At 72.2% G+C, this 24,658-nt stretch carries 21 protein-coding genes; 9 read left to right on the forward strand and 12 right to left on the reverse strand.

Annotated elements, in window-relative coordinates; genetic code table 11:
* Window positions 1-12: 12 nt before the first annotated feature.
* Genes QSK45_RS05700 through ybaK form a run of 3 tightly spaced genes read left to right on the forward strand, consistent with a single transcriptional unit; the run spans window position 13 to window position 2,407 of the window.
* Window positions 13-1,098 (forward strand): hypothetical protein, encoded by a 1,086-nt coding sequence (locus QSK45_RS05700; protein WP_395482687.1) that lies wholly within the window; start codon window positions 13-15, stop codon window positions 1,096-1,098.
* An 11-nt stretch (window positions 1,099-1,109) separates the two neighbouring features.
* Entirely contained in the window at window positions 1,110-1,850 is a 741-nt protein-coding gene (locus QSK45_RS05705; RefSeq protein ID WP_285553851.1) for an LON peptidase substrate-binding domain-containing protein, read from the forward strand.
* A gap of 11 nt (window positions 1,851-1,861) precedes the next feature.
* A complete protein-coding gene (gene ybaK, locus QSK45_RS05710; protein ID WP_285553852.1) occupies window positions 1,862-2,407 on the forward strand; it encodes a Cys-tRNA(Pro) deacylase in 546 nt (181 codons plus the stop codon).
* A 28-nt stretch (window positions 2,408-2,435) separates the two neighbouring features.
* Here the strand turns inward: ybaK and QSK45_RS05715 are convergent, their stop codons facing one another.
* The 4 genes from QSK45_RS05715 to QSK45_RS05730 form a co-directional block, all read right to left on the reverse strand.
* Window positions 2,436-3,092 (reverse strand): AAA family ATPase, encoded by a 657-nt coding sequence (locus tag QSK45_RS05715; RefSeq protein WP_285553854.1) that lies wholly within the window; start codon window positions 3,090-3,092, stop codon window positions 2,436-2,438.
* A gap of 34 nt (window positions 3,093-3,126) precedes the next feature.
* Window positions 3,127-3,948 carry an ABC transporter permease gene (locus QSK45_RS05720; RefSeq protein ID WP_285553857.1) on the reverse strand — a complete coding sequence of 274 codons (822 nt, stop codon included), beginning with the start codon at window positions 3,946-3,948 and terminating at the stop codon, window positions 3,127-3,129.
* Window positions 3,949-4,021: 73 nt separating this feature from the next.
* A complete protein-coding gene (locus QSK45_RS05725; RefSeq protein ID WP_285553859.1) occupies window positions 4,022-5,035 on the reverse strand; it encodes an ABC transporter ATP-binding protein in 1,014 nt (337 codons plus the stop codon).
* 1,232 nt (window positions 5,036-6,267) lie between these two features.
* Window positions 6,268-7,488: an NYN domain-containing protein gene (locus QSK45_RS05730; protein WP_285553861.1), complete on the reverse strand. Its 1,221-nt coding sequence runs from the start codon at window positions 7,486-7,488 to the stop codon at window positions 6,268-6,270.
* Window positions 7,489-7,713: 225 nt separating this feature from the next.
* Between QSK45_RS05730 and QSK45_RS05735 the strand changes: the two genes are divergently transcribed.
* Window positions 7,714-7,893 carry a hypothetical protein gene (locus QSK45_RS05735; protein ID WP_285553863.1) on the forward strand — a complete coding sequence of 60 codons (180 nt, stop codon included), beginning with the start codon at window positions 7,714-7,716 and terminating at the stop codon, window positions 7,891-7,893.
* Window positions 7,894-7,989: 96 nt separating this feature from the next.
* Here QSK45_RS05735 and dnaE read toward each other — a convergent pair whose 3' ends face one another.
* Window positions 7,990-11,529: a DNA polymerase III subunit alpha gene (dnaE, locus tag QSK45_RS05740; protein WP_285553865.1), complete on the reverse strand. Its 3,540-nt coding sequence runs from the start codon at window positions 11,527-11,529 to the stop codon at window positions 7,990-7,992.
* Between the two features lie 224 nt (window positions 11,530-11,753).
* Here dnaE and QSK45_RS05745 point away from each other — a divergent pair, with 224 nt between their 5' ends.
* The 4 genes from QSK45_RS05745 to QSK45_RS05760 all read left to right on the forward strand — a co-directional run bounded on the left by QSK45_RS05745 (window position 11,754) and on the right by QSK45_RS05760 (window position 16,535).
* Window positions 11,754-13,079, forward strand: a complete 1,326-nt coding sequence (locus QSK45_RS05745; RefSeq protein ID WP_285553867.1) for a DUF2252 domain-containing protein — start codon at window positions 11,754-11,756, stop codon at window positions 13,077-13,079.
* Window positions 13,080-13,168: 89 nt separating this feature from the next.
* Entirely contained in the window at window positions 13,169-13,852 is a 684-nt protein-coding gene (locus QSK45_RS05750) for a hypothetical protein (RefSeq protein ID WP_285553870.1), read from the forward strand.
* A gap of 74 nt (window positions 13,853-13,926) precedes the next feature.
* Entirely contained in the window at window positions 13,927-14,736 is an 810-nt protein-coding gene (locus tag QSK45_RS05755; RefSeq protein WP_285553872.1) for a thioredoxin domain-containing protein, read from the forward strand.
* A 128-nt stretch (window positions 14,737-14,864) separates the two neighbouring features.
* Entirely contained in the window at window positions 14,865-16,535 is a 1,671-nt protein-coding gene (locus tag QSK45_RS05760; RefSeq protein WP_285553874.1) for an alkaline phosphatase D family protein, read from the forward strand.
* A gap of 28 nt (window positions 16,536-16,563) precedes the next feature.
* Here QSK45_RS05760 and QSK45_RS05765 read toward each other — a convergent pair whose 3' ends face one another.
* Window positions 16,564-17,142: a dienelactone hydrolase family protein gene (locus QSK45_RS05765; protein ID WP_285553876.1), complete on the reverse strand. Its 579-nt coding sequence runs from the start codon at window positions 17,140-17,142 to the stop codon at window positions 16,564-16,566.
* Window positions 17,143-17,297: 155 nt separating this feature from the next.
* On the opposite strand from QSK45_RS05765, the gene QSK45_RS05770 reads away from it, so the two are divergent.
* Complete coding sequence (locus tag QSK45_RS05770) at window positions 17,298-18,404, forward strand: mechanosensitive ion channel family protein (protein WP_285553878.1); 1,107 nt, start codon at window positions 17,298-17,300, stop codon at window positions 18,402-18,404.
* 87 nt (window positions 18,405-18,491) lie between these two features.
* Here the strand turns inward: QSK45_RS05770 and QSK45_RS05775 are convergent, their stop codons facing one another.
* The 6 genes from QSK45_RS05775 to QSK45_RS05800 all read right to left on the reverse strand — a co-directional run bounded on the left by QSK45_RS05775 (window position 18,492) and on the right by QSK45_RS05800 (window position 24,298).
* Window positions 18,492-19,232, reverse strand: coding sequence for an SDR family NAD(P)-dependent oxidoreductase (locus QSK45_RS05775; protein ID WP_285553880.1), 741 nt, complete (start codon window positions 19,230-19,232; stop codon window positions 18,492-18,494).
* 110 nt (window positions 19,233-19,342) lie between these two features.
* Complete coding sequence (locus QSK45_RS05780; protein WP_285553882.1) at window positions 19,343-20,929, reverse strand: Na+/H+ antiporter; 1,587 nt, start codon at window positions 20,927-20,929, stop codon at window positions 19,343-19,345.
* A gap of 130 nt (window positions 20,930-21,059) precedes the next feature.
* Complete coding sequence (locus tag QSK45_RS05785) at window positions 21,060-21,521, reverse strand: GNAT family N-acetyltransferase (protein ID WP_285553883.1); 462 nt, start codon at window positions 21,519-21,521, stop codon at window positions 21,060-21,062.
* Window positions 21,518-22,462: an RluA family pseudouridine synthase gene (locus tag QSK45_RS05790; protein ID WP_285553885.1), complete on the reverse strand. Its 945-nt coding sequence runs from the start codon at window positions 22,460-22,462 to the stop codon at window positions 21,518-21,520. The genes QSK45_RS05785 and QSK45_RS05790 overlap by 4 nt, the downstream gene beginning before the upstream one ends.
* A 107-nt stretch (window positions 22,463-22,569) precedes the next feature.
* Window positions 22,570-23,148, reverse strand: coding sequence for a signal peptidase II (gene lspA, locus QSK45_RS05795; RefSeq protein WP_285553887.1), 579 nt, complete (start codon window positions 23,146-23,148; stop codon window positions 22,570-22,572).
* A 67-nt stretch (window positions 23,149-23,215) separates the two neighbouring features.
* Entirely contained in the window at window positions 23,216-24,298 is a 1,083-nt protein-coding gene (locus QSK45_RS05800) for a TraR/DksA family transcriptional regulator (protein ID WP_285553889.1), read from the reverse strand.
* Window positions 24,299-24,658: the final 360 nt, after the last annotated feature.

Consider the following 24,658-nt stretch of genomic DNA (forward strand, 5'->3'; position numbering starts at 1 on the left):
TGCGGACTTTCAATGGTCCGCACCATGGTTCCGCTACCCGCGTTCATCCGCCGCTCCTGGCCGTCCCGACGTTCCGCGCGCCCGGTCGCGGGGATCGGTCCCGGGGACGAGGCCGTGCTCGACGCGCCCGACGACCGGCTCTCCCCCGCGCTGGTCGCGGCCGGGCGGGGCGAGTACCGGGCCGCGGCCGAGCTGCTGGCCGGCACCCGGGCCGCGGCCGAGTGGGAGAACCGCGACCGCTACGCCCGGCGGCTGGCCGCCTTCGCCCGGCTGCGCCCGGAGTGGTTCGAGGAGTGGCGGGCGGCCGAGCCGGACGATCCCGGCGCCCTGCTGGTCGCCGCCCAGCTGGCGGTGGACCGGGTGTGGCCCTCCCCGGCCCGCGCGGAGCTGCTGCGCGAGGTCAGCCCGCTGATCACGGCCGCCGCGCGGGCCGACGACCGGGACCCGGTGCCCTGGCGGATCGCGCTGGACCACGCGCGCGGCTCGCGCGCCGGGCACCGGTACTTCGAGGAGCTGTGGGAGGCGGCGCTGCGCCGCGCCCCGCACCACTACGGCTGCCATGTGGCCGCCCTGCGGTATCTGGCCGCGTTCTGCTGCGTGCGCTGGGGCGACACGCCGCACGTGCCGAGCGCCGCGCACCGCGAGTGCTTCGACTTCGCCGAGCTGGCCGCGCAGGACGCCCCGGCGGACTCGCTGGTGCAGACGCTGCCCGCGCGGGCCGCCTTCGGCTATCTGACCGAGGGCGGCGGCCCCGGGGTGGCCCGGGAGCGGCTGGACGCGGCGGCCGACCGCGCGATCGCCCTGTCGGCGCGGTTCGCGGCGGCCGACCCGTGGCCCGCCGGGGTGCGCAACAAGCTGCTGTACGTGCTGCTGCGCCTGGACCGCCGCGAGGACGCCCGCGCCCAGCTGCGGCTGATCGGCCCGTATGTGACCTCCTGTCCCTGGGACCGGTTCTCCGACGACCCGCTCGGCCACTTCCTGCGCCTGCGCGAACACCTGCTGTCGGGGGCCGACGCGCCCGCTCCGGCCGCGCTGCTGCCGGTGCCCGAGGACGTCCTGACCGGGCACCGCGGGCACGGCGGCGCCGCCGACCATTAGGCTGGGGCGCCGTGACCACCGTCCGTCTGCCGCTCTTCCCGCTCAACACGGTCCTCTTCCCCGGGCTCGTGCTGCCGCTGAACGTCTTCGAGGAGCGTTATCGCGCCATGATGCGCGAGCTGCTGAAGACCCCCGAGGAGGAGCCGCGGCGGTTCGCCGTCGTGGCCATCCGCGACGGGTACGAGGTGGCGCCGAGCGCCCCCGGCATGCCCGACCCCACGACCGAGCCCGCGCGGGGGCCGGCCGCGGGCTTCGGCCCCGACCCGCTCGCGGCCTTCCACCAGACGGGCTGCATCGCGGACGCGGCGACCATCCGGGAGCGTTCCGGCGGCACCTTCGAGGTGCTCGCGACCGGCACGACCCGGGTGCGGCTGCGGTCCGTGGACGCCTCGGGCCCCTTTCTGACGGCCGAGCTGGAGGAACTGGCGGAGGAGCCCGGTGACGAGGCGGGGGCGCTCGCGGAGGGCGTGCTGCGGGCCTTTCGGCAGTACCAGAAGCGGCTGGCGGGGGCGCGGGAGCGCTCGCTCGCGACGAGCGCCGAGCTGCCGGACGACCCGAGCGTGGTGTCGTACCTGGTGGCGGCCGCGATGGTGCACGACACGCCGACCAAGCAGCGGCTGCTGCAGGCGCCGGACACCGCGTCCCGGCTGCGGGACGAGCTGAAGATCCTGCGCGGCGAGACCGCCATCATCCGTAATCTGCCGTCGCTGCCCGCGTTCGAACTGACGCGGACGCCGACCAGTCTGAACTGAGCCGGGAACCCATGGCGAAGAAGTCGAAGAAGCAGCAGGACAACGGGGCGCGCGAAGCGCGTCCGAACAAGAGTGGCGGCGGGCGGGCCGGCACCCCGGCGACGGTCGCGCTGACCGCCGCGGGCGTGGAGTTCACGGTCCACGCCTACGACCACGACCCCGCCCACCCCTCCTACGGCGAGGAGGCCGCGGAGGCGATGGGGGTCTCCCCCGACCGCGTCTTCAAGACGCTGGTGGCCGACGTGGACGGCGCCCTGGTCGTCGGCGTGGTCCCGGTCGCCGGCACCCTCGACCTCAAGGCCCTGGCCGCCGCGGTGGGCGGCAAGCGCGCCGCCATGGCCGACCCGACGCTGGCCGAGCGCACCACCGGCTACGTCCGCGGCGGCATCTCCCCGCTCGGCCAGCGCAAGAAGCTCACCACCGTCCTGGACGACTCGGCCTCCGGCCATCCGACGATCTGCGTGTCGGCGGGACGCCGGGGACTCGAGGTGGAGCTGGCGCCCGAGGACCTGGCGAAGCTGACGGAGGCGGTGCTCGCGCCGATCGGGCGGGGCTGAGCGGGCGTCCTGCCGGTCGGTGCGGGGCCTACGGGGCGGGCGCGACCGGCACTTCGCCCGGGTACCGCGGTTCGGGGTCACGGGGGCCGAACAGCGCCGTCAGGCCGAGGTGGACCAGCACCGCGGCGAACGGCCACGACAGCAGCGCCGCCTTCGCGCCGAGGCGCAGCGGTGCCGGGAAGGTGACACCCTTGCCGACCGCCCGCGCGTGGGCGATCACGTTCGACGTGGGGCCCAGCCAGACACCGAGCCGCCAGGCCAGCAGGGAACCGAGCAGTCCGCCGAGAGCCAGGCCGACGACGAGCGGTACGCCGCCACGCCTGCGCCACAGGAACACCGCCAGCCCGCTCACCGCGCCGAACGCCAGCGCCAGCAGGGTGAACGTGCCGTCCACCCCGATCGCCTGCTCGCCCTCGGTGTCCTTGAGGTAGACCACCCAGCTCTCGCCCGACTGTTCGCCGACCAGCGGCACATGCGGCGCCAGCCGCCACCACAGCAGTCCGAGCAGCGCGCCGCACACCGTCACCAGCAGGGTGATCACGGCGCCCTCGCGCGCTTCGGTCCTCATCCCGGGGCCGTCCTCTTCGTGGGCGCCCACGACCGGCGCCCCGGCGGGCGGTGCCTGCCAGACCTGGTGCGCGGAGTGGTCGTGCGGGGGCTGTGGCGGATTCAGCGGTGCGGTCACCCTGCCATCGTGCCAGGTCGGCCTGTGCGCCGCGTCACCGGACGGCGGCCCTGCGGTACGCCCACGCCGCCACGGCCAGCGAGACCACTCCGACCCCCGCGCACACCCCCAGGTCAGCGAGGACGACGGCCCAGTCCGGGTGCGCCCCGAACGTACCGGCGTACGCCTCCACGCCGTAGGTGGAGGGCAGCAGGTCCCGCGCCAGCCGGACGATCTCCGGCATCCGGTCGGCCGGCAGCACCCCGAGCAGCAGCGCCGCCGACATGCCGAGCTGCCCGAGCAGCGTGGCCAGCTCGGGGCGGGGCGCCAGCAGCCCCAGCGCCGCGCCGAGCCCGGACAGCGCGGCACCGGCCAGCGGTACGACGGCCAGCAGGACCCACAGGTTGGACAGCGGCAGCCCGAACAGCACACAGCCGAAGGCGGCGGTCACCAGTGTCCCGGGCACGGTGAAGGAGGCGTACGCCGCCGCCGCGCCCAGCACCACCGCGGCGGGCGGCACCGGCAGCGTGGCGTAGTGGTCGAGCCCGCCGCCGGCCCTCAGCTGCCCGAAGTACTGGGCCAGCAGATTGAGCGCGACGAACGCGACGACCAGCACGGACGAGCCGGCCACCACGGACCGGGCCTCGAAGCCGTTGTCGACCACGCCGCGCATCATCACGGTGATGCCGACGGACTGGAAGGTCGCCACGAACAGCAGCGGGATGCGCGCCACCCGGGCCCGGGACAGCTGTGCCCGGTACACGGCCACCAGCGACGGCCACAGCCGCGCCGCGGGGGCCAGCTCGGCCGCGACGGGCCCCGCCTCCGGCACGGTCCGCGCTCCGTCCGGCAGCACCTGCGCGGGTACGACACTCACGACGAGCAGCTCCTCTTCCCTGCGGCGGCCGTACCGACCCCGTCGCGCACGGCGGCCCGTGCGGCCCGTGCGCTCATGCCTTCACCAGCCCCTGCCGCGCGGCGCCGCCCAGTGCCAGGTAGACGTCCTCCAGGCTGGGCGTGGCGAGCGTGAAGTCGTCCAGGGCGGCGAAGGCGGCGCCGCCGGTCACCGTGGCGACCACGGCGCGGGCCTCCTCGGGCGCGAGCCGCAGCGTCCAGCGCCGGCCCGACTCCACCGCGCGCTCGCGCAGCACGGCGACCTCGGGCACGTCCAGCGGCGCCCGCTCCCGCCACACCAGCTCCACCCGTACCTCGCCCGCGACCTGCTCCTTGAGCCCGGCGGGGGTGTCGCAGGCGATGACCCGGCCCCGGTCGAGCACGGCGACCCGGTCGAGCACGGTCTCGGCCTCGATGACGTTGTGGGTGACCAGGAGGACGGTGGTGCCGCGTTCGGCGCGGCGCCGGTCCACGGCCGCCCAGACCGCGCGCCGGGCCACCGGGTCCATGCCGGTGGTGGGCTCGTCCAGGACCAGCAGCGGACGCTCCCCGACCAGGGCCGCGGCGAAGCAGGCGAGCCGCCGCTGCCCGCCGGACAGCTTCTTCAGGGCCCGCCCGGCGATCGGGGTGAGCCCCAGCTCCTCCAGTACGGCGTCCCGCTCGGCCCGCGCCGTGCGGGCGTCCAGGCCGCGCAGGCGCCCGGTGGTCTCGGCGGCGAGGGAGACGGTCAGCTCGTCGAGGGCGGTGGACTCCTGACCGAGGTAGGCGAGGAGGCGCGCGGCGCGCTCGGGATGGCGCACGATGTCGTGGCCGAGGATCTCGACACTGCCCGCGTCGGGGCGCAGCAGGCCGGTGAGCTGGCGCACGAGGGTGGACTTGCCGGCGCCGTTGGGGCCGAGCAGCCCGAAGATCTCCCCGCGCCGCACCTCCAGCTCCAGGACGTCGGTGGCCCGCACCTCGGGCGTCCCGGGCGCACCGCGGCGGCCCTTGACGGCCGGATAGGTCTTGCGGAGCCCGCGGACGCGGACGACCTCGTCCTGCCGAAGTGCCTGCCCCACACGCGTACTCACAAGGGGAGAGGGTACGGGGTCGGGGGCCTTTACTCGCCCTTGGGGCCACCCGAGCCGCTACCGAGGACGACGCCACGCCCCGGCCACGACGAAGCCGCACCCTGGCCGGGACGGACCCAGCCACCCGCCCACGCACTGCCGTGCCGAGGACAGGCCCTGGGCCCGGCTGGTTCCGCGCCACGGCGGCCTGAGGGCCACGTAACGGCCGCCCTGGCGGCACGCCGCGGCCAGGCCGAGGGCCCCGTAACGGCCACCCTGGCGGCCCCACCGCAGCCAGACCGAGGGCCACACAGGGGCGCCCCGGCGGCCCCCCACCGCAGCCAGGCAGAGGACCACGTAACAGGAGCCCTGGCGGCACGCCGCGGCCAGGCAGAGGGCCGGCCGCGAACGGGACGGAACCGTGCCCTCTCCGGGCGGCACCGTGCCCTCTCCGGGCGGCCGGCCACGCCGCAAGCGGCCTGACACCGCCACACGGCTGTCGGACTGACCACCACGTCCTCATCACGTCGACGGACACACCAGTGTCGGGCCGAGGGCCACTCGGGACGGCGCCACGCCCCGGCCGGGAGCGAACCTCGCCTGCCGCGCCGGGGGCCACACCTGGATCGGGCTGGAGCCACGCCACGGGCGGACTGTCAGCCTCCTGACGGCCTGGCGGGCGGCCCCACGCCAACGCGCCGAGGTCCATGCCACGGCGAGGGGGTGGCCGCGCCCCGTCGGCCGACTGCCCCAGCCACCTGCCGGACCGGCAGCCACGCCATCGCCGGGACGGAGAGCCGCGACACGGCCGGGTCGAGGCCACACCCCGTCTGGGCAGCCGGCCTCCACGGCCGGGCTGACGACCCCACCAGAGCCGAGAGCGAGCCGGTCCCCGCACGAGCAGCCGACCACGCCACGATCGGGACGACGACCACACCACAGCCGAGACGGCCGCCGCGCCCCGACCCACCGAGGCCCACACCCCCACCGGACCGACGACCACCCAGAGCCGAGAGCGAGCCGGTCCCCGCACGAGCAGCCGACCACGCCACGATCGGGACGACGACCACACCACAGCCGAGACGGCCGCCGCGCCGCAGTCGGGACGGAGCCGTGCCCGGGTCGCACCGGCGGCCATCGCAGTGGACGGAGCCGCCCCCAGTCGGCGGGCAGGCCGTCGTCGAGCGGGGCCGTCCGCGGGGGGCCGTGATCCCCGTCTCAGTCCCCGGTTCGCCCCGGGCCCCGTTCCCGCCTCACTCCCCCGCGTTCGCGTGCTCCGCCGCGGCCGGGATGTCGAACTCGCGCCAGAAGCCCGCCCGGATGGCGTAACGGTCGTGCTCGTCGATCTGGTCGTCCTTGTGCGCGAGCAGGCCGAAGCGGGCCGCGTAGCGCAGCAGCTCCCCGTCGATGCGGTGCGGGATGCGCGGGTACATCTGGGACAGCCGCTGGAGGTGGCTCTGGTCGCCGAGCCGGGACATCCAGCGGCGGGCGAAGACCTGCCCCACCTCGTACGGATCGCCGCCGACGGTGGTGATGTCCTCCTCGCGGTCGGCCCAGCGCTGCTCGGCCGTGGTGAGCTGGGCGAGCGTCGGCATGGCGGCGGCCTCGGCCGGTTCGGGCACCGCGCCGGGCCGGTCCACCCAGCCCTTGTCGGAGGACCAGCGCAGGGTCGCGGTGGCCGGGTGCTGGGCGGGCTGGGCGGCGCCCGGGGCACGCAGCGCGGCGAGGTCCTTGGGCGTGGGGACGCCCTTGGCCGCGGGCACCCGCTCCTGGCCGCCGTTCTCCCCGGCGGCGGCCGGCGGACGCGTCTCCTGGCCGGTGGGGCGCTCGGTGGCCGCGGCGAGCGCGGACTCGGGCAGCGGGGCGGAGAGGATCGCGGCGATCTCGGGTCGGGGCACGGGAGGCGGGGCGCAGACGCCGGTCAGCTCCTTCGCCCGGACGGCCTGCGTGATCCAGGCCCGGTCGAGCACGCGCCGCTCGTCGGCCTCGGCGACCAGGTCCTCGGACTGGTTGTAGTCGCCGTCGGCCGCCTGCACGGCCCACAGGTGCACGGCGACGCCGTGCTCCTTGGCCGCCATCATGCCCGGCAGCAGATCGCCGTCGCCGGTGACGAGGACGACGTCGGAGCAGGCCCGGTTGCGGGCCAGCTCGGTCAGCTCGGCGTGCATGGCGGCGTCCACGCCCTTCTGCGCCCACCGTCCGTCACTGCGGGTGAGGGCACCGAGCCGCACGGTGACCCGGGGCATGACGCGCAGGCGGCGGTGCTCCGGCTGGGGAACGCGATCGGGGGCGCCGTCGAACCAGTAGATGCGCAGCAGGGGCCGCTCGGTGTCGGACTCCGCGCGTTCGCGCAGCGCCTGGACCAGTGCGGCGTGGTCGACGGTGATCCGGGACCGCGAGGGCTCACCCGCGAGGAGGCTGGCGGCAGCGCCCAGCAGGTACCCGGCGTCCACCAGGACGATGCAGCGGTCCACGCGACTCACCCTCTTCCCGGGAGGTATTGCTTCGGACTTCCTTCGAGTCTGCCCGACCACGCGGGGGTTAACGGCCCGAACTCGATCTTCGGCGTGGCGTTTGCGGCTCCCGTGCGCCAACCTACCCTGTCACACAGGGTAATTGTCCGACATGCGATCGATGTCAGCATATGTGAATCTGGTCGCGGTCCTGGCCCCTAGATCCCCCACAGGAGGCAGATCACCATGGCCAAGAACAAGAACCGTAAGCAGGGTGGCTCGCAGAACCGCGCCGCGCAGCAGTCCGGCCCGGCGCACGAGCACGCGCAGCGTTCCCCGGAGCACGAGTCCCCGGTGTCGCACATCCAGGGCAGCGCCTCGGACACCGCGCACGGCAAGAAGCAGAAGAGCTTCGGCCACAACTAAAGGGCACTTGACGCCCGTTGCGTGAAAAGAGGGGCGCACCCGCTTCCGGGTGCGTCCCTCTCGCGCTGGTGACGGCGCCGGCACACGCCGGCCGGTTCAGCCCGCGAGGCAGGACGGGCCGAGCAGCACCTTCAGGTCGCCGAAGAGCGCCGGGTCGGGCTTGACCCGGTGCCGGTCCAGGCGCAGCACCGTGGTCTTGCGCGGCCCCTGGAGCTTGATCCGCACCTCGCTGTCGCCCTTGTGGTGGCTGAGGATCTCGCCGAGCCGGCTGACCATGGGGGGAGTGACCCGGGTCGCCGGGATCGTGAGGACCACCGGCGCGTTGGCGCCCGCGTTGGACAGGTCCGGGACCATCAGCTCCATGGCGACGAGCCGGGGCACGTCCTCGCGCTTGTCGAGGCGGCCCTTGACGAACACCACGGCGTCCTCGACCAGTTGGGTCGACACCAGCTGGTAGGTGGCCGGGAAGAACATGCACTCGATGGAGCCCGCGAGATCCTCGACGGTGGCGATCGCCCAGGCGTTGCCCTGCTTGGTCATCTTGCGCTGGAGACCCGAGATGATGCCGCCGATGGTGACCACCGCGCCGTCGGCGTGCTCACCGCCGGTGAGCTGGGAGATACCCGCGTCGGCCTTGTCGGACAACACGTGTTCGAGACCGAACAGCGGGTGGTCGGAGACGTACAGACCGAGCATCTCCCGCTCCTGGGCGAGCAGATAGGTCTTGTCCCACTCGTCGTCGGTGAACTGCACGTCGAGTCCGAAGCCGGGCTCGTCGGCGCTGTCGTCACCCATGCCGCCGAAGAGGTCGAACTGGCCCTCGGCCTCCTTGCGCTTGACCGCGACCACGTTGTCGATCATCGGCTCGTACTGCGCCGTGAGGCCCTTGCGGGTGTGCCCCATGGTGTCGAACGCGCCCGCCTTGATCAGCGATTCGGTGGTCCGCTTGTTGCAGACGACCGCCTCGACCTTGTCCAGGTAGTCCGGGAAGGAGGCGTACTTCCCCTTGGACTTGCGGCACTTGATGATCGACTCGACCACGTTGGTGCCGACGTTGCGGACGGCGGAGAGGCCGAAGAGGATCACGTCGTCGCCCTGGGCGGCGAAGTTGGACTCGGACTCGTTGACGTTCGGCGGGAGCACCCGGATGCCCATGCGGCGGCACTCGTTGAGATAGACCGCCGACTTGTCCTTGTCGTCCTTGACGGAGGTCAGCAGCCCCGCCATGTACTCGGCGGGGTGGTTGGCCTTGAGGTAGGCGGTCCAGTACGACACCAGGCCGTACGCGGCCGAGTGCGCCTTGTTGAACGCGTAGCCGGCGAACGGCACCAGCACGTCCCACAGCGCCTGGATGGCCTCGTCGCTGTAGCCGTTCTTGCGGGCGCCGGTCTGGAAGATGGTGAAGTTCTTCGCCAGCTCCTCGGGCTTCTTCTTGCCCATCACACGGCGGAGGATGTCGGCCTCGCCGAGCGAGTAGCCGGCGATGATCTGGGCGGCCTTCTGCACCTGCTCCTGGTAGACGATCAGGCCGTAGGTGACGTCCAGGACCTCCTTGAGCGGCTCCTCCAGCTCGGGGTGGATCGGCGTGATCTCCTGCTGCCCGTTCTTGCGCAGGGCGTAGTTCGTGTGGGAGTTCATGCCCATCGGGCCCGGCCGGTACAGGGCCGACACGGCGGAGATGTCCTCGAAGTTGTCGGGCTTCATCAGCCGCAGCAGCGAGCGCATGGGGCCGCCGTCGAACTGGAAGACGCCGAGGGTGTCGCCGCGCTGGAGCAGGTCGAAGGTCTTGGGGTCGTCCAGCGGCAGGGACAGCAGGTCGATGTCGAGGCCCTTGTTGGCCTTCACCATCTTGACCGCGTCGTCCATGATCGTGAGGTTGCGCAGGCCCAGGAAGTCCATCTTCAGCAGGCCGAGCGACTCACAGCTCGGGTAGTCCCACTGCGTGATGGTCACGCCGTCGGTGTGCCTGACCCAGACGGGGACGTGGTCGGTGATGGTCTCGCTGGACATGATCACGCCGGCGGCGTGCACACCCATCTGCCGGACCAGGCCCTCCACGCCGCGCGCGGTGTCGATGACCTTCTTCACGTCCGGTTCGTTCTCGTACATCGAGCGGACCTCGCCCGCCTCCGAGTAACGGGGGTGGTTGGGGTCGGTGATGCCGGACAGCGGGATGCCCTTGCCGAGGACGTCGGCGGGCATGGCCTTGGTGATGCGGTCGCCCATCGCGTACGGGTAGCCCAGCACGCGCGCCGAGTCCTTGATCGCGTTCTTGGCCTTGATGGTGCCGTAGGTGCCGATCTGGGCGACCTTGTCGGCGCCGTACTTCTCGGTGACGTACCGGATCACCTCGGCGCGCCTGCGCTCGTCGAAGTCGATGTCGACGTCGGGCATCGAGATGCGCTCGGGGTTGAGGAACCGCTCGAAGATCAGTCCGTGCGGGATCGGGTCGAGGTCGGTGATGCCCATGGCGTAGGCGACGATCGAACCGGCCGCGGAGCCTCGGCCGGGGCCGACCGCGATGCCGTTGTTCTTCGCCCACATGATGAAGTCGGCGACCACGAGGAAGTAGCCGGGGAAGCCCATCGAGATGATGACGTCCATCTCGTAGTCCGCCTGCTTCTGGCGGTCCTCGGGGATGCCGCCCGGGAAGCGGCGCTCCATGCCGCGGCGGACCTCCTCCTTGAACCAGGTGACCTCGGTGTACCCCTCGGGGATGTCGAACTTCGGCATCAGGTCGCGCTTCTGGAACATGCCCGTGGTGTCCACCATCTCGGCCACGAGGAGCGTGTTGGCGCAGCCCTCCTGCCAGGCGTCCGAGGAGTCGATGGCGTACATCTCGTCCGTGGACTTCAGGTAGTAGCCGGTGCCGTCGAACTTGAAGCGGTCGGGGTCGGAGAGGTTCTTGCCGGTCTGGATGCACAGCAGCGCGTCGTGGGCGCCCGCCTCGTGGGCGTACGTGTAGTGCGAGTCGTTGGTGACCAGCGGGGGGATGCCGAGCTTCCTGCCGATCTCCAGGAGACCGTCGCGGACCCGGTGCTCGATGTCGATGCCGTGGTCCATCAGCTCCAGGAAGTACTTGTCCTTGCCGAAGATGTCCTGGTACTCGGCGGCGGCCTTGAGCGCCTCGTCGAACTGGCCGAGGCGCAGCCGGGTCTGCACCTCGCCGGAGGGGCAGCCGGTGGAGGCGACGATGCCCTCGGACCACTGGGCGATGGTCTCCTTGTCCATTCGCGGCCACTTCTGCAGCCAGCCCTCGGCGTACGCGTCCGAGGACAGCCGGAAGAGGTTGTGCAGCCCGGTCCGGTTCACCGCCCACATCGTCTTGTGGGTGTAACCGCCGGAGCCGGAGACGTCGTCGCGCTTCTGGTGCGGCTGGCCCCACTGGATCTTGCGCTTGTTGCGCCGGGACTCGGGGGCGACATAGGCCTCGATCCCGATGATCGGGGTGATCCCGGCCTTCTGCGCGGAGTGGAAGAAGTCGTACGCTCCGTGGAGGTTGCCGTGGTCGGACATGGCGATGTGCGTCATGCCCATTTCATTGCAGGCGTTGAACATGTCCTTCAGCCGCGCGGCACCGTCCAGCAGCGAGTACTGGGTGTGGACGTGCAGGTGCGTGAACGGCGGCTTTGACACGGTATGGCCTCCAACGGAAAACGTCAGGCGACGGGCGGACGGACACTCTGGGGGACAGCGTCGAATCCTATGCCCTGCCACTGACAGCCGGAGCGGATCTCCGCGTACGGTCGGGCGGGAACCGGGCACTCCCGCGCGGCGTCGCCCGTTGGAGACGGCGAAAGCGCTGTCGTGCCCGTGAACGCACAGTGACGCACCACTCCCGCACCAGGAGGCATCCCGCGATGTCGGTCCCCAAGCTCAGCGACGAGCAGCGCGGCGAGGAGATCCTCGCCGTATTCGACACCGCCTTCGGCAGGCTCCTGGCCGCCGACCCGGCCGCGTTCCGGGTGAAGTTCCGGAAGATGGCGGCCTCGGCCTTCGCCTTCTACCGGGGCACGGCGTGCCTCTTCTACCACGACATCGACGCCGAGAAGCGGGGCGGCCCCTACCTGGACGACCGCACCTCGCGCGTATGGATCCACGGCGATCTGCACGCGGAGAACTTCGGCACCTACATGGACTCGTACGGCCGCCTGGTGTTCAACGTCAACGACTTCGACGAGGCGTACGTCGGCCCCTTCACCTGGGACCTGAAGCGCTTCGCGGCCTCGATCGCGCTGCTCGGGTACGCCAAGGCACTCAGCGACGAGCAGATCACCGAGCTGGTGACGGTCTACGCGGCCGCCTACCGCGAGCGGATCCACGCCCTGGCCACCGGCGCCAAGAGGGACGAGGTGCCCCCGTTCACCCTGGACACCGCGGAGGGACCGCTGCTGGGCGCGCTGCGCGCGGCCCGCTCGCTCACCCGCTTCGAGCTGCTGGAGTCGATGACGGAGATCCGCGACTTCGAACGCCGGTTCGCACCGGGCGGCGGCGCCGTCGAGCTGGACGCGGCCGACCGCTACAAGGTCCTCGCGGCCTTCGACGGCTATCTGGAGACGCTGCCGGACTCCTCGCTGGCCCGCCCGGACTCCTACCGGGTCAAGGATGTCGTGGGCCGCCGGGGCGTCGGTATCGGCTCGGCCGGGCTGCCGTCGTACAACATCCTCCTGGAGGGCCACAGCGACGCCCTGGAGAACGACGTCGTGATCTACATCAAGCAGGCCCAGACCCCGGCCGTCTCCCGGCACATCACCGATCCGGCCATCGCCGGGTACTTCCGGCACGAGGGCCACCGCTCGGTGATCTCCCAGCGCGCCCTCCAGGCGCACGCCGACCCGTGGCTGGGCTGGACCGAGCTGGACGGCGCGGGCCAGCTGGTCGCCGAGGTCTCGCCGTACGCGGTCGACCTGGACTGGGGCGACATCGACGACCCGGAGGAGATCGCGCTGGTCGTGGCCGACCTGGGCCGGGCCACGGCGACGATGCACGCGGCGGCGGACGACACCTCCGGCGAGTCCCTGGTGCCCTTCTCCACCGAGCGGGCCATCGACGCGGCGATCGCGGCCGACGAGGAGGGCTTCGCGCCCCTGCTGGTGGACTTCGCGCACGCCTACGGCGCCCGCGCGCGCGCCGACCACCACATCTTCGTGGACCTGTTCCGCAACGGCCGGATCCCGGGGCTGTAGGACGCCGGACCGGGGCGGTGGCGTGCGGCTGCTCACAGGCCCCCTTTAGGGGTCCCTTACTCCGGTTCGTGACAGACTCTGCTTTCGCTATGGACATATCCGGGACCCAGCTCAGAACCGTACGCGCGGTGCTGTTCACGGCCTTCGTCGTGACCCTCGGCACCGCGTCGCACGTGCTGCTGTCCCGGACGCCGCTACCGGCGGCGACCGTGGCCGCGGTCGCCGCCGGCGTCTTCGCCGGCGCGTACGCGCTGGCGGGCCGCGAGCGCGGCTTCGGGCGCATCGCCGCCCTGCTGATCCCGCTGGAACTGGCCGCCGACACGGTGTTCACCACCGGCCAGCGGACCTGTTACGGCCGGGCGGGCGGTCCGGTGGCCGGCCCCCTGCACGCCTTCGGCTTCGACCTGCTGTGCCACGGCGGCGCCGTGGGCGCCCCGCTGGCCCAGGTGAGCCGCGGCCAGACGGCCGGACTGCTGGAGGACCCCGGCCCGGCGACCGCCTGGCTCCTGCTCGCCGCGCACATCGGCGTGGGCCTGCTGGCCGCCGCCTGGCTGCGCCGGGGCGAGCGGGCGCTGGTACAGCTGCTGCGCGCGGTGGCAGCGGCCTCCTTCCGGCCGCTTCTGCTCGCCGTGGCCGCGGTCACCGTGCGACTCCTGCCGGACCGCCGGCCGCCCCGCCCGGCCCCGCGCCGGGCCGCGGCCCGCGACCGCCTTCTCGCCCACTCCCCGGGCCGGCGTGGACCACCGTGCTCCGCCCCGCTCGCCGCTCGCTGAGCGGCAGCGAAGAGCACCGTCCACCCATCCTCGCGCGCACGACAGCTGCGCGTTTCCCCAGGGAGAACACCGACATGAGCAAGCGGAACAGCCAGGCGGCGAAGACGGCGGCCCGCGAGCGGCTGCGCCAGGAACGCGAACGCCAGGCCAAGCGCGACAAGGCGAGGAGGCAGGCGATCGTGGCCGGTTCGGTTTTGGTCGTCCTGGCCGCCGCGGGCGGCATCGGCTATGCCGTCGTGCAGGCCAGCAAGCCCGGCTACTGGGAGCGGATGAAGACCGCGAAGGTCGTCGCCCCGGCCCACACGGAGGGCACCAAGGGCACCACGGTCGTCATCGGCAAGGCGAGCGCCAAGAAGACCCTCAAGATGTACGAGGACCCGCGCTGCCCGGTGTGCGCCCAGTTCGAGCAGACCGTCGGCTCGACGCTGCACAAGGACATCGACGACGGCAAGTTCAAGTACCAGTACGTCGGCGCCACGTTCCTGGACGCCCACGACAACGGCGAGGGCTCCAAGAACGCGCTGAGCGCGCTCGGCGCCGCGCTGAACGTCAGCCCCGAGGCGTTCCTGGACTACAAGTCGGCGCTGTACTCCGCGAAGTGGCACCCGGACGAGAACGACGACAAGTTCAAGGACGACAGCTACCTCATCAAGGTCGCCGACACCGTCCCGGCGCTGAAGAACAACACCGGCTTCCAGAACGCGGTCAAGAAGGGCACCTACGACGCCTGGGCGATGGCCATGTCGAAGACGTTCGACGACAACAAGGACGGTGTGACCGGCACCCCGGGCTTCGTCATGGACGGCAAGCAGCTCAACGGCGGCAACATGATCTCGACGGTGGCCGAGTTCGACAAGGTGATCGACTCGGCCCTCAAGGGCTGAGAGAACACTCCGGGTTGACGAACCCGAAGGGCTGACGGCCTTTAGGGGCCCGACGGCTCAGTGAAGAGCGGGCGAACATTCCCTGTTCGCCCGCTCTCTTGTTCTACTGCTCGGTAACCTGATCGGCCGTGACGAGTCGAAACAGATCGCTTCCGGCCTCCCAGGGCCCCAACTCCCTTTCCCCCAGCCGCCGTACGGTCGTCAAGGCCGCGGCGGCGACCGCTGTGCTGGCCGGGCCGCTCGCCGCCGCTCTTCCGGCGCGGGCCGCCGGTCAGGCCCCCGCCTTCCTGCACGGCGTGGCCTCCGGTGACCCGCTGCCCGACGGCATCCTGCTGTGGACCCGGGTCACCCCGGCCCCGGACGCCGTCCCGGGCTCGGGCATCGGCCCGGACACCGTCGTGAGCTGGGTCGTCGCCAAGGACAAGGCGCTCACCCAGATCGTCGCCCAGGGCTCCACCACCGCGACGGCCGCCTCGGACCACACCGTGAAGGCCGACATCCGCGGCCTCCAGCCGGCCACCGACTACTGGTTCCGCTTCTCTTCCGGCGGCACCGACTCCCCGGTCGCCCGCACCCGCACCGCCCCGGCCGCCGCCGCGGACGTCCCCGGGCTCCGCTTCGGCGTGGTCACCTGCGCCAACTGGGAGGCCGGCTACTTCTCCTCGTACCGCCACCTGGCCGCGCGCAACGACCTCGACGCCTGGCTGCACCTCGGCGACTACATCTACGAGTACGAGTCCGGCGGGTACGCGGCCCGCGGCACGGTGGTGCGGCAGCACGCCCCCACCCACGAGATCATCACGCTCGCCGACTACCGCACCCGGCACGGCAAGTACAAGACCGACCCCGACCTCCAGGCCCTGCACCTGAAGGCGCCGGTCATCGCTATCTGGGACGACCACGAGTTCGCCGACAACGCGTGGTCGGGCGGCGCGGTCAACCACACCGAGGGCGCCGAGGGCACCTGGACCGCCCGCAAGGCCGCCGCCAAGCAGGCGTACTTCGAGTGGATGCCGGTGCGTCCCGCGATCGAGGGCACCACCTACCGCCGGCTGCGCTTCGGCAAGCTCGCCGACCTCTCCCTGCTGGACCTGCGCTCCTTCCGCTCCCAGCAGGTGTCGGGCACCAGCGGCTCGGTGGACGACGGAAGCCGCACCATCACCGGCCGGGCACAGCTCGACTGGCTGAAGGCGGGCCTGAAGTCCTCCGACACCAAGTGGCGGCTGGTCGGCAACTCGGTGATGATCGCACCGTTCGTCATCGGCTCGCTCACGGCCGACCTGCTCAAGCCGCTGGCCCAGCTGCTCGACCTGCCGCAGGACGGCATAGGCGTCAACACCGACCAGTGGGACGGCTACACCCACGACCGCCGGGAACTCCTCGACCACCTGACGTCCAACAACATCGGCAACACCGTCTTCCTGACCGGTGACATCCACATGTCCTGGGCCAACGACGTGCCGGTGGACGCGGGCACCTACCCGCTCTCGAAGTCGGCCGCCACCGAGTTCGTCATCACCTCGGTGACCTCCGACAACCTCGACGACATCGTCAAGGTCCCCGAGGGCGTGGTCTCCACGGTCGCCGCGCCGCTGATCGAGGCCGCCAACCGGCACGTCCACTGGGTGGACACCGACCGGCACGGCTTCGGCGTGCTCGACATCACCGCCGACCGCGCCCAGATGGACTACTACGTCCTGTCCGACCGCACCGACCAGAACGCCACCGCCCGCTGGGAGCGGTCGTACCGCACCCGCACCGGCACGCAGAAGGTGGAGCGCTCCTACGACCCGGTGTAGGCCCGCTGGTCACCCCCGGTACGGGCCGCTACGCGGACCGCAGGCCGTCGAGGAAGCCGAGCGCCACGCGCCAGGTCGCCTCGGCGGCCTCCGCGTCGTAGTCGGGCAGCCCGGGGTCGGTGTACAGGTGCCCGGCCCCGGCGTACCGGTAGACCTCCACGTCGGCGCCCGCCCGGCCCATCTGGAGGTACCAGGCGCTGAGCCAGTCGTCCGTCTCGAACGGGTCGGGCTCGGCCACGTGCAGCTGCACCGGCAGTTCGTCCACGTACGCGTTCGGCGCGATGTCCGAGGTGCCGTGCAGAAGCAGCAGACCGCGCGCCTTGTCGTCGCCGAGGGCGAGGGTCTGCGCCACGGAGGCGCCGAGCGAGAACCCGGCGTACACGAGCCCGCGCTCCGAGTACGGCGCCGCCGCCAGCACGGCCCGCTTCAGCAGCTCCTCCTTGCCGAGCCCGTCGCTGAACTCCATGCCCTCCTCGACGGTCTCGAACGTCCGCCCCTCGAAGAGGTCCGGCGTCCACACCTCGTGGCCCGCCATGCGCAGCCGGTCCGCGGCGTCACGCACCGCGGGCCTGAGCCCGTAGGTCGAGTGAAAGAGCATGATGTTCATGAGGCCATGGTGCCAGCCGCGCCCGCCTCGGCCCCATCCCGGCCGGGCTCGGCCCACCAGGGGGCCCTCCCCCTCCCCCTCCCCCGCGCCCCCTCCCCGCCGGAGCGCGCCAAGTCACAGGTTCACGATCGCCGTACCCGGTTACGTTCCAAGGCATGGAGACCGTACTGCGCCCCGTGGTCGTGGTCGGCGCGTCCGTGTTCCTGACCGTCCTCATCGGCTGGGCCACGGACGTGCTGCTGCGCAAGGCCGACGAACGCCACCCCGAGACCCCCTTGTGGGACCGGCTGCGGCGCGCCCGCGTGCCCTACCAGCTGGTCCTGTGCTCCGCCCTGCTCAGAGGCTCCTACGACCAGGCGGAACTGTTCAAGGAGCACCGGGTCGGCGTCGGACGGACCCTGACCCTGGTGCTGATCGGGGCCGCCGCCTGGCTGGTGATCCGGATCGCGGGGGCCGTGGTCGAGACGACGTACAGCCGCTACGCGCGCGCCCAGCACGACGCGGCGCGTGTCCGCCGGGTACGCACCCAGGTCACTCTGATCATGCGCGTGGTCTCGGCGATCGTCGGCGTGGTCGCGGTCGCCGCGATGCTGCTGACCTTCCCGGCGATGCGCGCGGCGGGCGCCTCCCTGCTGGCCTCGGCCGGTGTCCTCGGCATCGTGGCCGGCGTGGCCGCGCAGTCGACGCTGTCGAACCTGTTCGCCGGGCTCCAGATCGCCTTCGGTGACATGGTCCGGCTCGGCGACACGGTGGTCGTGGACGGCGAGTGGGGCACGATCGAGGAGATCACCCTGACCTTTCTGACGGTACGGACCTGGGACGAGCGCCGGATCACCATGCCGGTGTCGTACTTCACCTCCAAACCCTTCGAGAACTGGTCGCGGGGCACCCCGCAGATGACCGGGATCGTGTTCTGGCATCTCGACCACAGCGCTCCCATGGAGGCGATGCGCGAGAAGCTGCGCGACATCCTGCGCGAGTGCCCGGCCTGGGACGGCCGCGCCTACGGCCTCGTGGTCACCGACTCCACTCCGAACACCATCGAGGTGCGCGCGCTGGTGACCGCGAAGGACGCGGACGACATCTGGACGGTGCGGGTCGCCGTCCGCGAGCAGATGATCACCTGGCTGTCCGCGGAGCACCCCTACGCGCTGCCCCGGGTCAACACCTCGGACGCGGTGCTCCCGCCCTACCGCGTCCCCTCCCCGGATCGCGACTCCCTGCGCCGCGCCTACGAGTTCCCGCGCACCGGACGGGGCTGAACGGGGCGCGGACCGGTGGCCCCTGTCCGGTTCCCTTCGCCGGCCCGGTTCGGGATCTCCTCGCTCGGCACTCCCTTTCGTCCTGGCTCAGTGTCCGCGTTCCGCGCCTCCGTTGACCTGGATGATCTGTGAGGTGATGTGGCCGGCGGCGGGCGAGGCCAGCCAGTGCAGGGTCGAGGCGACGTCGCCCGGTTCACCGGCCCGGCCGGTGGACGTCTCCGCGACGAGCTGCCGACGCCGCTCCTCGGACAGGGTGCCGCCGAAGAAGTCGGTGTCCTCGATGTAGCCCGGCGCGACCACGTTCACGGTGATGCCGCGGTGGCCGAGCCTGCGGGCCAGATCATGGGCGTAGGGGTGCAGCGCGGCCTTGGACGCCGCGTAGGCGCCGCTGCCCGAGCCCCGGTAGGCGGCGATGGAGCCGAGGAAGAGCACCCGCCCGCCGGGCTCGGCGAGCCGGTCCTGAAGTGCCTCGGTGAGCAGCGCCGCGGTCAGGGTGTTGAGCCGGAAGGCGACGGTCCAGGCATGGGCCACCCGGTCGAGGGGGTCCTCGCTGTCCGCCGGGGGTTCCAGGGCGCCGGAGCCGCCGGCGCCGTGCACGAGCACGTCGACGGTGCCGAACTCCCGGGCGACGAGGCGGGCGACGCCCCGCACGTCGGCGGGCTCCGTGAGGTCGGCCGCGTGGGTGAGCGCCCCCGGTACCCGGGCCTTCTCCAGCACCTCCGCGCGCCGCCCGAGGAGCAGCACCCGGTCCCCGTCCGCGGCGAAGGCCCGTGCCGTCGCCAGCCCGATGCCCGTACCGCCTCCACTGATCACGATGTTGCGAGTCATGATCCGAGAGTAGGAGCCCGCCGCGGCCCGCGCTTCCGCTTGTCCACAGCCGCCATGTGTTCGTATGACTGGATATGCACAGCTAGCGGAGCAGTGCTAGCTGTACCCGGTTAGCGCATGCTGCGCACATCGAGGTGACGCAGGATCCGGTCCACGATCTCCGGGTCCATCCCCGGCTCGCTGCGCGCCGCCAGCACCTCGTGCCGGGCCGCGCTGAGCATCTCGCCCTGGATGCGCCGGACCCGCTTCAGCCGCTTGGCCCGCTGGTGCTGGGCCTCGCGCCGCTCCTCCTCGCCCATGTCGGGGCTGATCCGGATGCCGATGTCGAATGCCTGCCGCAGCATCTGCTCGGACAGGTCCTCGGGCAGGTCCTCCACCTGCTCGATCTCCCGCAGCCGGCGTTTGGCCGCCCTGGCGGCGCGCACCGCCAGCTCCTTCTCGTGCTCCTTCTCCCGTCCGGAGTCGGCCCGCACCCGCAGCCGCCTTACCAGCCACGGCAGGGTGAGCCCCTGGAGCACCAGGGTGGCGACGATCACCCCGAAGGCGATGAAGACGATCTCGTCCCGGTCCGGGAAGGGCTTCCCGGCATCGGTCTTCAGCGGGATCGCGAGCGCCAGGGCGACCGAGGCGACCCCGCGCATCCCGGACCACCACATCACCACCGTCTCGCGCCAGCTGGCCGGGATCTCCTCGTCCAGATCGCGCCGGGCGTGCAGCCGTTTGGTCAGCCAGGTCGCCGGCAGCAGCCACAGCAGCCGTACGACGATCACCACACCGGCGACGGCGGCCGCCCAGCCGAGCAGTTCGCCCCACCGTCCGCTGGCCGTGCGGATCGCGTTGTGCAGCTCCAGGCCGATCAGGCCGAAGGCGACGCCCGTGACGAGGGTGTCGATGATGTCCCAGAAGGTGTGCCCGGCGAGCCGGGTCATCACGTCGTCGGCGCCGGTGGCGTACTCGGAGAGGTAGAGGGCGGTGGTGAGCACGGCGAGCACACCGGAGCCCTGGAGCTTCTCCGCGAGCACGTAGGAGGCGTACGGCACCAGCAGGGTCAGGCCGATCTGGAGGGTCGGGTCGCCCAGCAGGTCCATCACCCGGTTCGCGCCCCAGCCCAGCAGCAGCCCGACGGCCACCGCGACCACGGCGGACAGCACCAGAGCCAGACCGGCCCGCCACGGCGAGAACACGCCGCTCACCGCGGCGGCGATCGCCACGTGGTAGAGCACGATGGCGGTGACGTCGTTGAACAGCCCCTCGCCCTCCAGGATCGACACCAGGCGGCGCGGCAGCCCGAGTCGTCCCGCGACGCTGGTCGCGGCGACCGGGTCGGGCGGGGCGATCAGGGCGCCGAGCGCCAGGGCTGCGGCGATCGAGAGACCGGGCACGATCGCGTGGGAGACGAAGGCGACGCACACCATGGTCACGAACACCAGGGCGACGGCCAGTGTCAGGATCGGGCGCCTGTTGGCCGCGAACTGGCGCCAGGAGGTACGCCGCACGGCCGCGTACAGCAGCGGCGGCAGCAGGCCGGGCAGGATCAGCTCGGGCGGGATGTTCACGTTGGGCACGAAGTCGGCCACCGCGAGGACCCCGCCGAACAGCGTCATCAGCACCGGGGCCGGCACCCCGAGCCGGTCGCCCACCGGGACGCTCACCAGGGCCCCGAGCAGCAGGGCGAACAACAGAGCCAACTGATCCAAGACCGGCGCTCCGGGATCGAGACGACACGAGAGGCTTCAAGCCTGCCATGCCGCCGGGGCACCGGCCGTTTCGACGCTTCGCCTCAGGGGGTGCCGCCGCATCCCCGCTCACCGGCTCCTTCGCCGGCCGCTACAGGGCGCGGCGCATCGCCCGGTGGGGCATGCCGGCGTCCTCGAACTCCGGGCCGTACGCCTCGTAGCCGAGCCGCTCGTAGAAGCCCAGTGCCTGGGTCTGCGCGTGCAGGTCCACCGCGGCGAGGCCCCGCGCGCGGGCCGCGTCCTCGATGGCTCGTACCAGGGCGGCGCCGATGCCGAGCCCGCGCGCCTCGCGGGAGACGGCGAGCCGCCCGAGGGAGCCGACGGACGGGTCCGCGCCGGTCTTGGCGACGGCCGCCTCGCCGGTCAGCAGCCGGCCGGTGCCCAGCGGCACTCCGTCCGCGCGGACGGCCAGCACATGCACGGCGACGGCGTCGTACGCGTCGTACTCGATGGTCTCGTCCACGCCTTGTTCGCGGACGAAGACCTCCTTGCGCACGGCGAAGCAGGCTTCGAGGTCGGCGGGGTCCTCGGCGACCCGGACGGTGGGGGTCACCCGTAGGTCTCCTCGCGCACCTGGTCGAGGGCCTGCTGGAGGTCCTCGGGGTAGTCGGACGCGAACTCCACCCAGCGGCCGTCGCCCGGGTGCTCGAAGCCGAGGCGTACGGCGTGCAGCCACTGGCGGGTGATCCGCAGCCGCTTGGCGAGGGTGGGGTCGGCGCCGTAGGTCAGGTCGCCGACGCACGGGTGGCGGTGGGCGGCCATGTGGACGCGGATCTGGTGGGTGCGGCCCGTCTCCAGCTTCACGTCCAGCAGGGAGGCGGCGCGGAATGCCTCGATGAGGTCGTAGTGCGTCACCGAGGGCTTGCCGTCGGCGGTGACCGCCCACTTGTAGTCGTGGTTCGGATGGCGGCCGATCGGGGCGTCGATGGTGCCGCTCGTCGGGTCCGGGTGGCCCTGGACCAGGGTGTGGTAGCGCTTGTCGACCGTGCGCTCCTTGAACTGGCGCTTGAGCGAGGTGTACGCGTACTCCGACTTGGCGACCACCATCAGGCCGGAGGTGCCCACGTCCAGGCGGTGCACGATGCCCTGGCGCTCGGCGGCGCCGGAGGTGGAGATCCGGTAGCCGGCGGCGGCGAGACCGCCGATGACCGTCGGTCCCGTCCAGCCCGGGGAGGGGTGCGCGGCCACGCCGACCGGCTTGACGATCACGACCACGTCGTCGTCGTCGTGCACGATCTCCATGCCCTCGACGGGCTCGGCGACCACCTGCACCGGCGCGGGTGCCTGCGGCATCTCGACCTCCAGCCAGGCGCCGCCGCTCACCCGCTCGGACTTGCCGACCACCGCGCCGTCGACCTGCACCTTGCCGGCCGCGGCCAGTTCGGCCGCCTTCGTGCGGGAGAAGCCGAACATGCGGGAGATGGCGGCGTCGACGCGCTCGCCCTCCAGGCCGTCGGGCACGGGCAGGTTACGGATCTCGGGAATCGTGCTCACCCGTCGAGTATGCCGGACGGGCGGAACGACCCCGACCGAGCCTGTGGAAAACCGGCTCCGGCCGGCCCCCTCGACCGGCTCCGGCGCGGTCCCCCGGGGCCGCGCCGTCAGTCCTTGTGGACCGTGCCGTCCGGGTCCAGGCCGCGGAAGGACAGCAGCACGATCAGGATGCCGCCGCACACGATGGCCGAGTCGGCGAGGTTGAAGATCGCGAAGCCCTTGGGCGCGATGAAGTCCACGACCTGGCCCTCGAAGACCCCCGGCGCCCGGAAGATCCGGTCGGTGAGGTTGCCGAGCGCGCCGCCCAGCAGCAGGCCCAGCGCGACCGCCCAGGGGAAGCTGTAGAGCTTGCGGGCCAGGCGCATGATCACCACGATGACCGCGGCGGCGATCAGCGTGAAGATCACGGTGAAGGCCGCGCCGAAACCGAAGGCGGCACCCGGGTTGCGGATGGCGTGCAGCTCCAGCAGGTCCCCGACGAGCTTGATCGGCGCGTGGCCCTCCAGCTTGGCCACCACCAGCGTCTTGCTGATCAGGTCGAGCGCGTAGGCGAACGCGGCCACGGCGAACAGCACGGCGATCCGGCGGCCCCGGCCGGTCCGCTGGTCCCGTGCCGGCTCCGGGGCCTCCTGTGCGCCGTCCCCCGGGGTGTCCGGCGTATTGATGATGCGCTCCGCCTCTGCCACGTGCGTCCCTCGACCTAGGTACCTGACTGGGGACGAGACTACGGCACGCTCCGGCGGCCCCACACGCTCAGGAGCGGCGTTCCTGCTTCTGCTTGCACTCCACGCACAGGGTGGCCCGTGGAAAGGCCTGCATCCGGGCCTTGCCGATGGGCTTGCCGCAGTTCTCGCACAGACCGTAGGTGCCCGCGTCCAGCCGTTCGAGCGCGCGCTCGGTCTGGACGAGCATCTCGCGCGCGTTGGCGGCCAGCGCCAGTTCGTGCTCGCGGGTGATGTTCTTGGTGCCGGTGTCGGCCTGGTCGTCGCCCGCGCCGTCCCCGGAGTCGCGCATCAGGCCGACGAGAGACTCCTCGGACGAGCTGATCTCCTGCCGCAGCCGCTCCATCTCGGACTGGAGCTCGGTGCGCGCCTCGGCGACCTCCTGTTCGGTCCAGGGTTCCTCGCCGGGACGCACCGCCAGCTCGCCGGGCTCCGCCGCGGCGAGCCGCGCCTTCGGCAGGGCGGTCTCCTCCGCCGTGGCCGTACCAGGAGTCTTCTTCGCAACCACGCTCGTGGCTCCCGTCTGCTTCGCGGCCCGCGCCGCGCCCGCCTTCTTGGCCGTGCTCTTCTCGCCCGGCTCCGCCTTGTGGGCCGCCGCCTTCGCGGCCTTCGCGGCGGTGGTTCCCGCTGCCGCGGTCTTCTTGGCGGCCGTTTTCCTCGCCGCCGTCTTCTTGGCCGCCGTCTTCTTGGCCGCCGTCTTCTCGGCCTCCGTCCTCTCGGCCTCCGTCTTCTTCGCCGCCGTCTTCTCGGCCTCCGGTTTCCCGGTCGCCGTCCTCCCGGCGGCCGGCTTCCCGGAATCCGCCCGCACGGCGGCCGTTCGTCCGGCGGCTGTCCTCCCGGCCGCCGTCGTCTTCCTCGCCGTCGTCTTCTTGGCGGCCGCCTTCTTCGCCACCGGGTGGGCGGCGGCCTCCTCGGCCACGCCTGACTGCTCCAGGACCGGCTTCACGGTGGCTCCCTTCCCGGCGGCGGCCTTCCTGGCCACCGCCTTCTCGTCCCCCTCCTCGGCCACGGCCTCCCTCACCACCGTCTTCTCGACGACGGTCTTCTCGGCAGCGGTCTTCTCGGCACCCGTCCTGTCGGCCACGGTCTTCTTCGCGGTCCTCTTCGCCACCATGGCCGCGGCCCCTTCACATATTGTGATATTGCGCGCGAATCGTGCTGGGACGATAAATCGACTCGCCTCCCGCGGCAACGGGGCACACCGCCCGATTCGCCCGCCCGCACCCCCCGCGCGACGGGCCTGCATCCGTTGTGCCCAGCTCCCCGCCGGGTAATCCGTCCCGCGCGGCATCACCCCCGCACCCTCCCCATTCGGGGCATACGGCGCCCGCGCCGGACCCGCGGCCACCGCCGCCCCGAAAAGCGGTCGGCCGCTGTCCGCGCGGCGCCGTACACTGGGCGAAGCGAAAAGCGTGGATGGGGACGAGTAGCGGCGTACGCAGCCCAGAGCGACCCGGGGTCGGTGGAAGCCCGG

This window comes from Streptomyces hygroscopicus subsp. hygroscopicus (assembly GCF_030269125.1).
GTDB lineage: Bacteria > Actinomycetota > Actinomycetes > Streptomycetales > Streptomycetaceae > Streptomyces > Streptomyces hygroscopicus_C.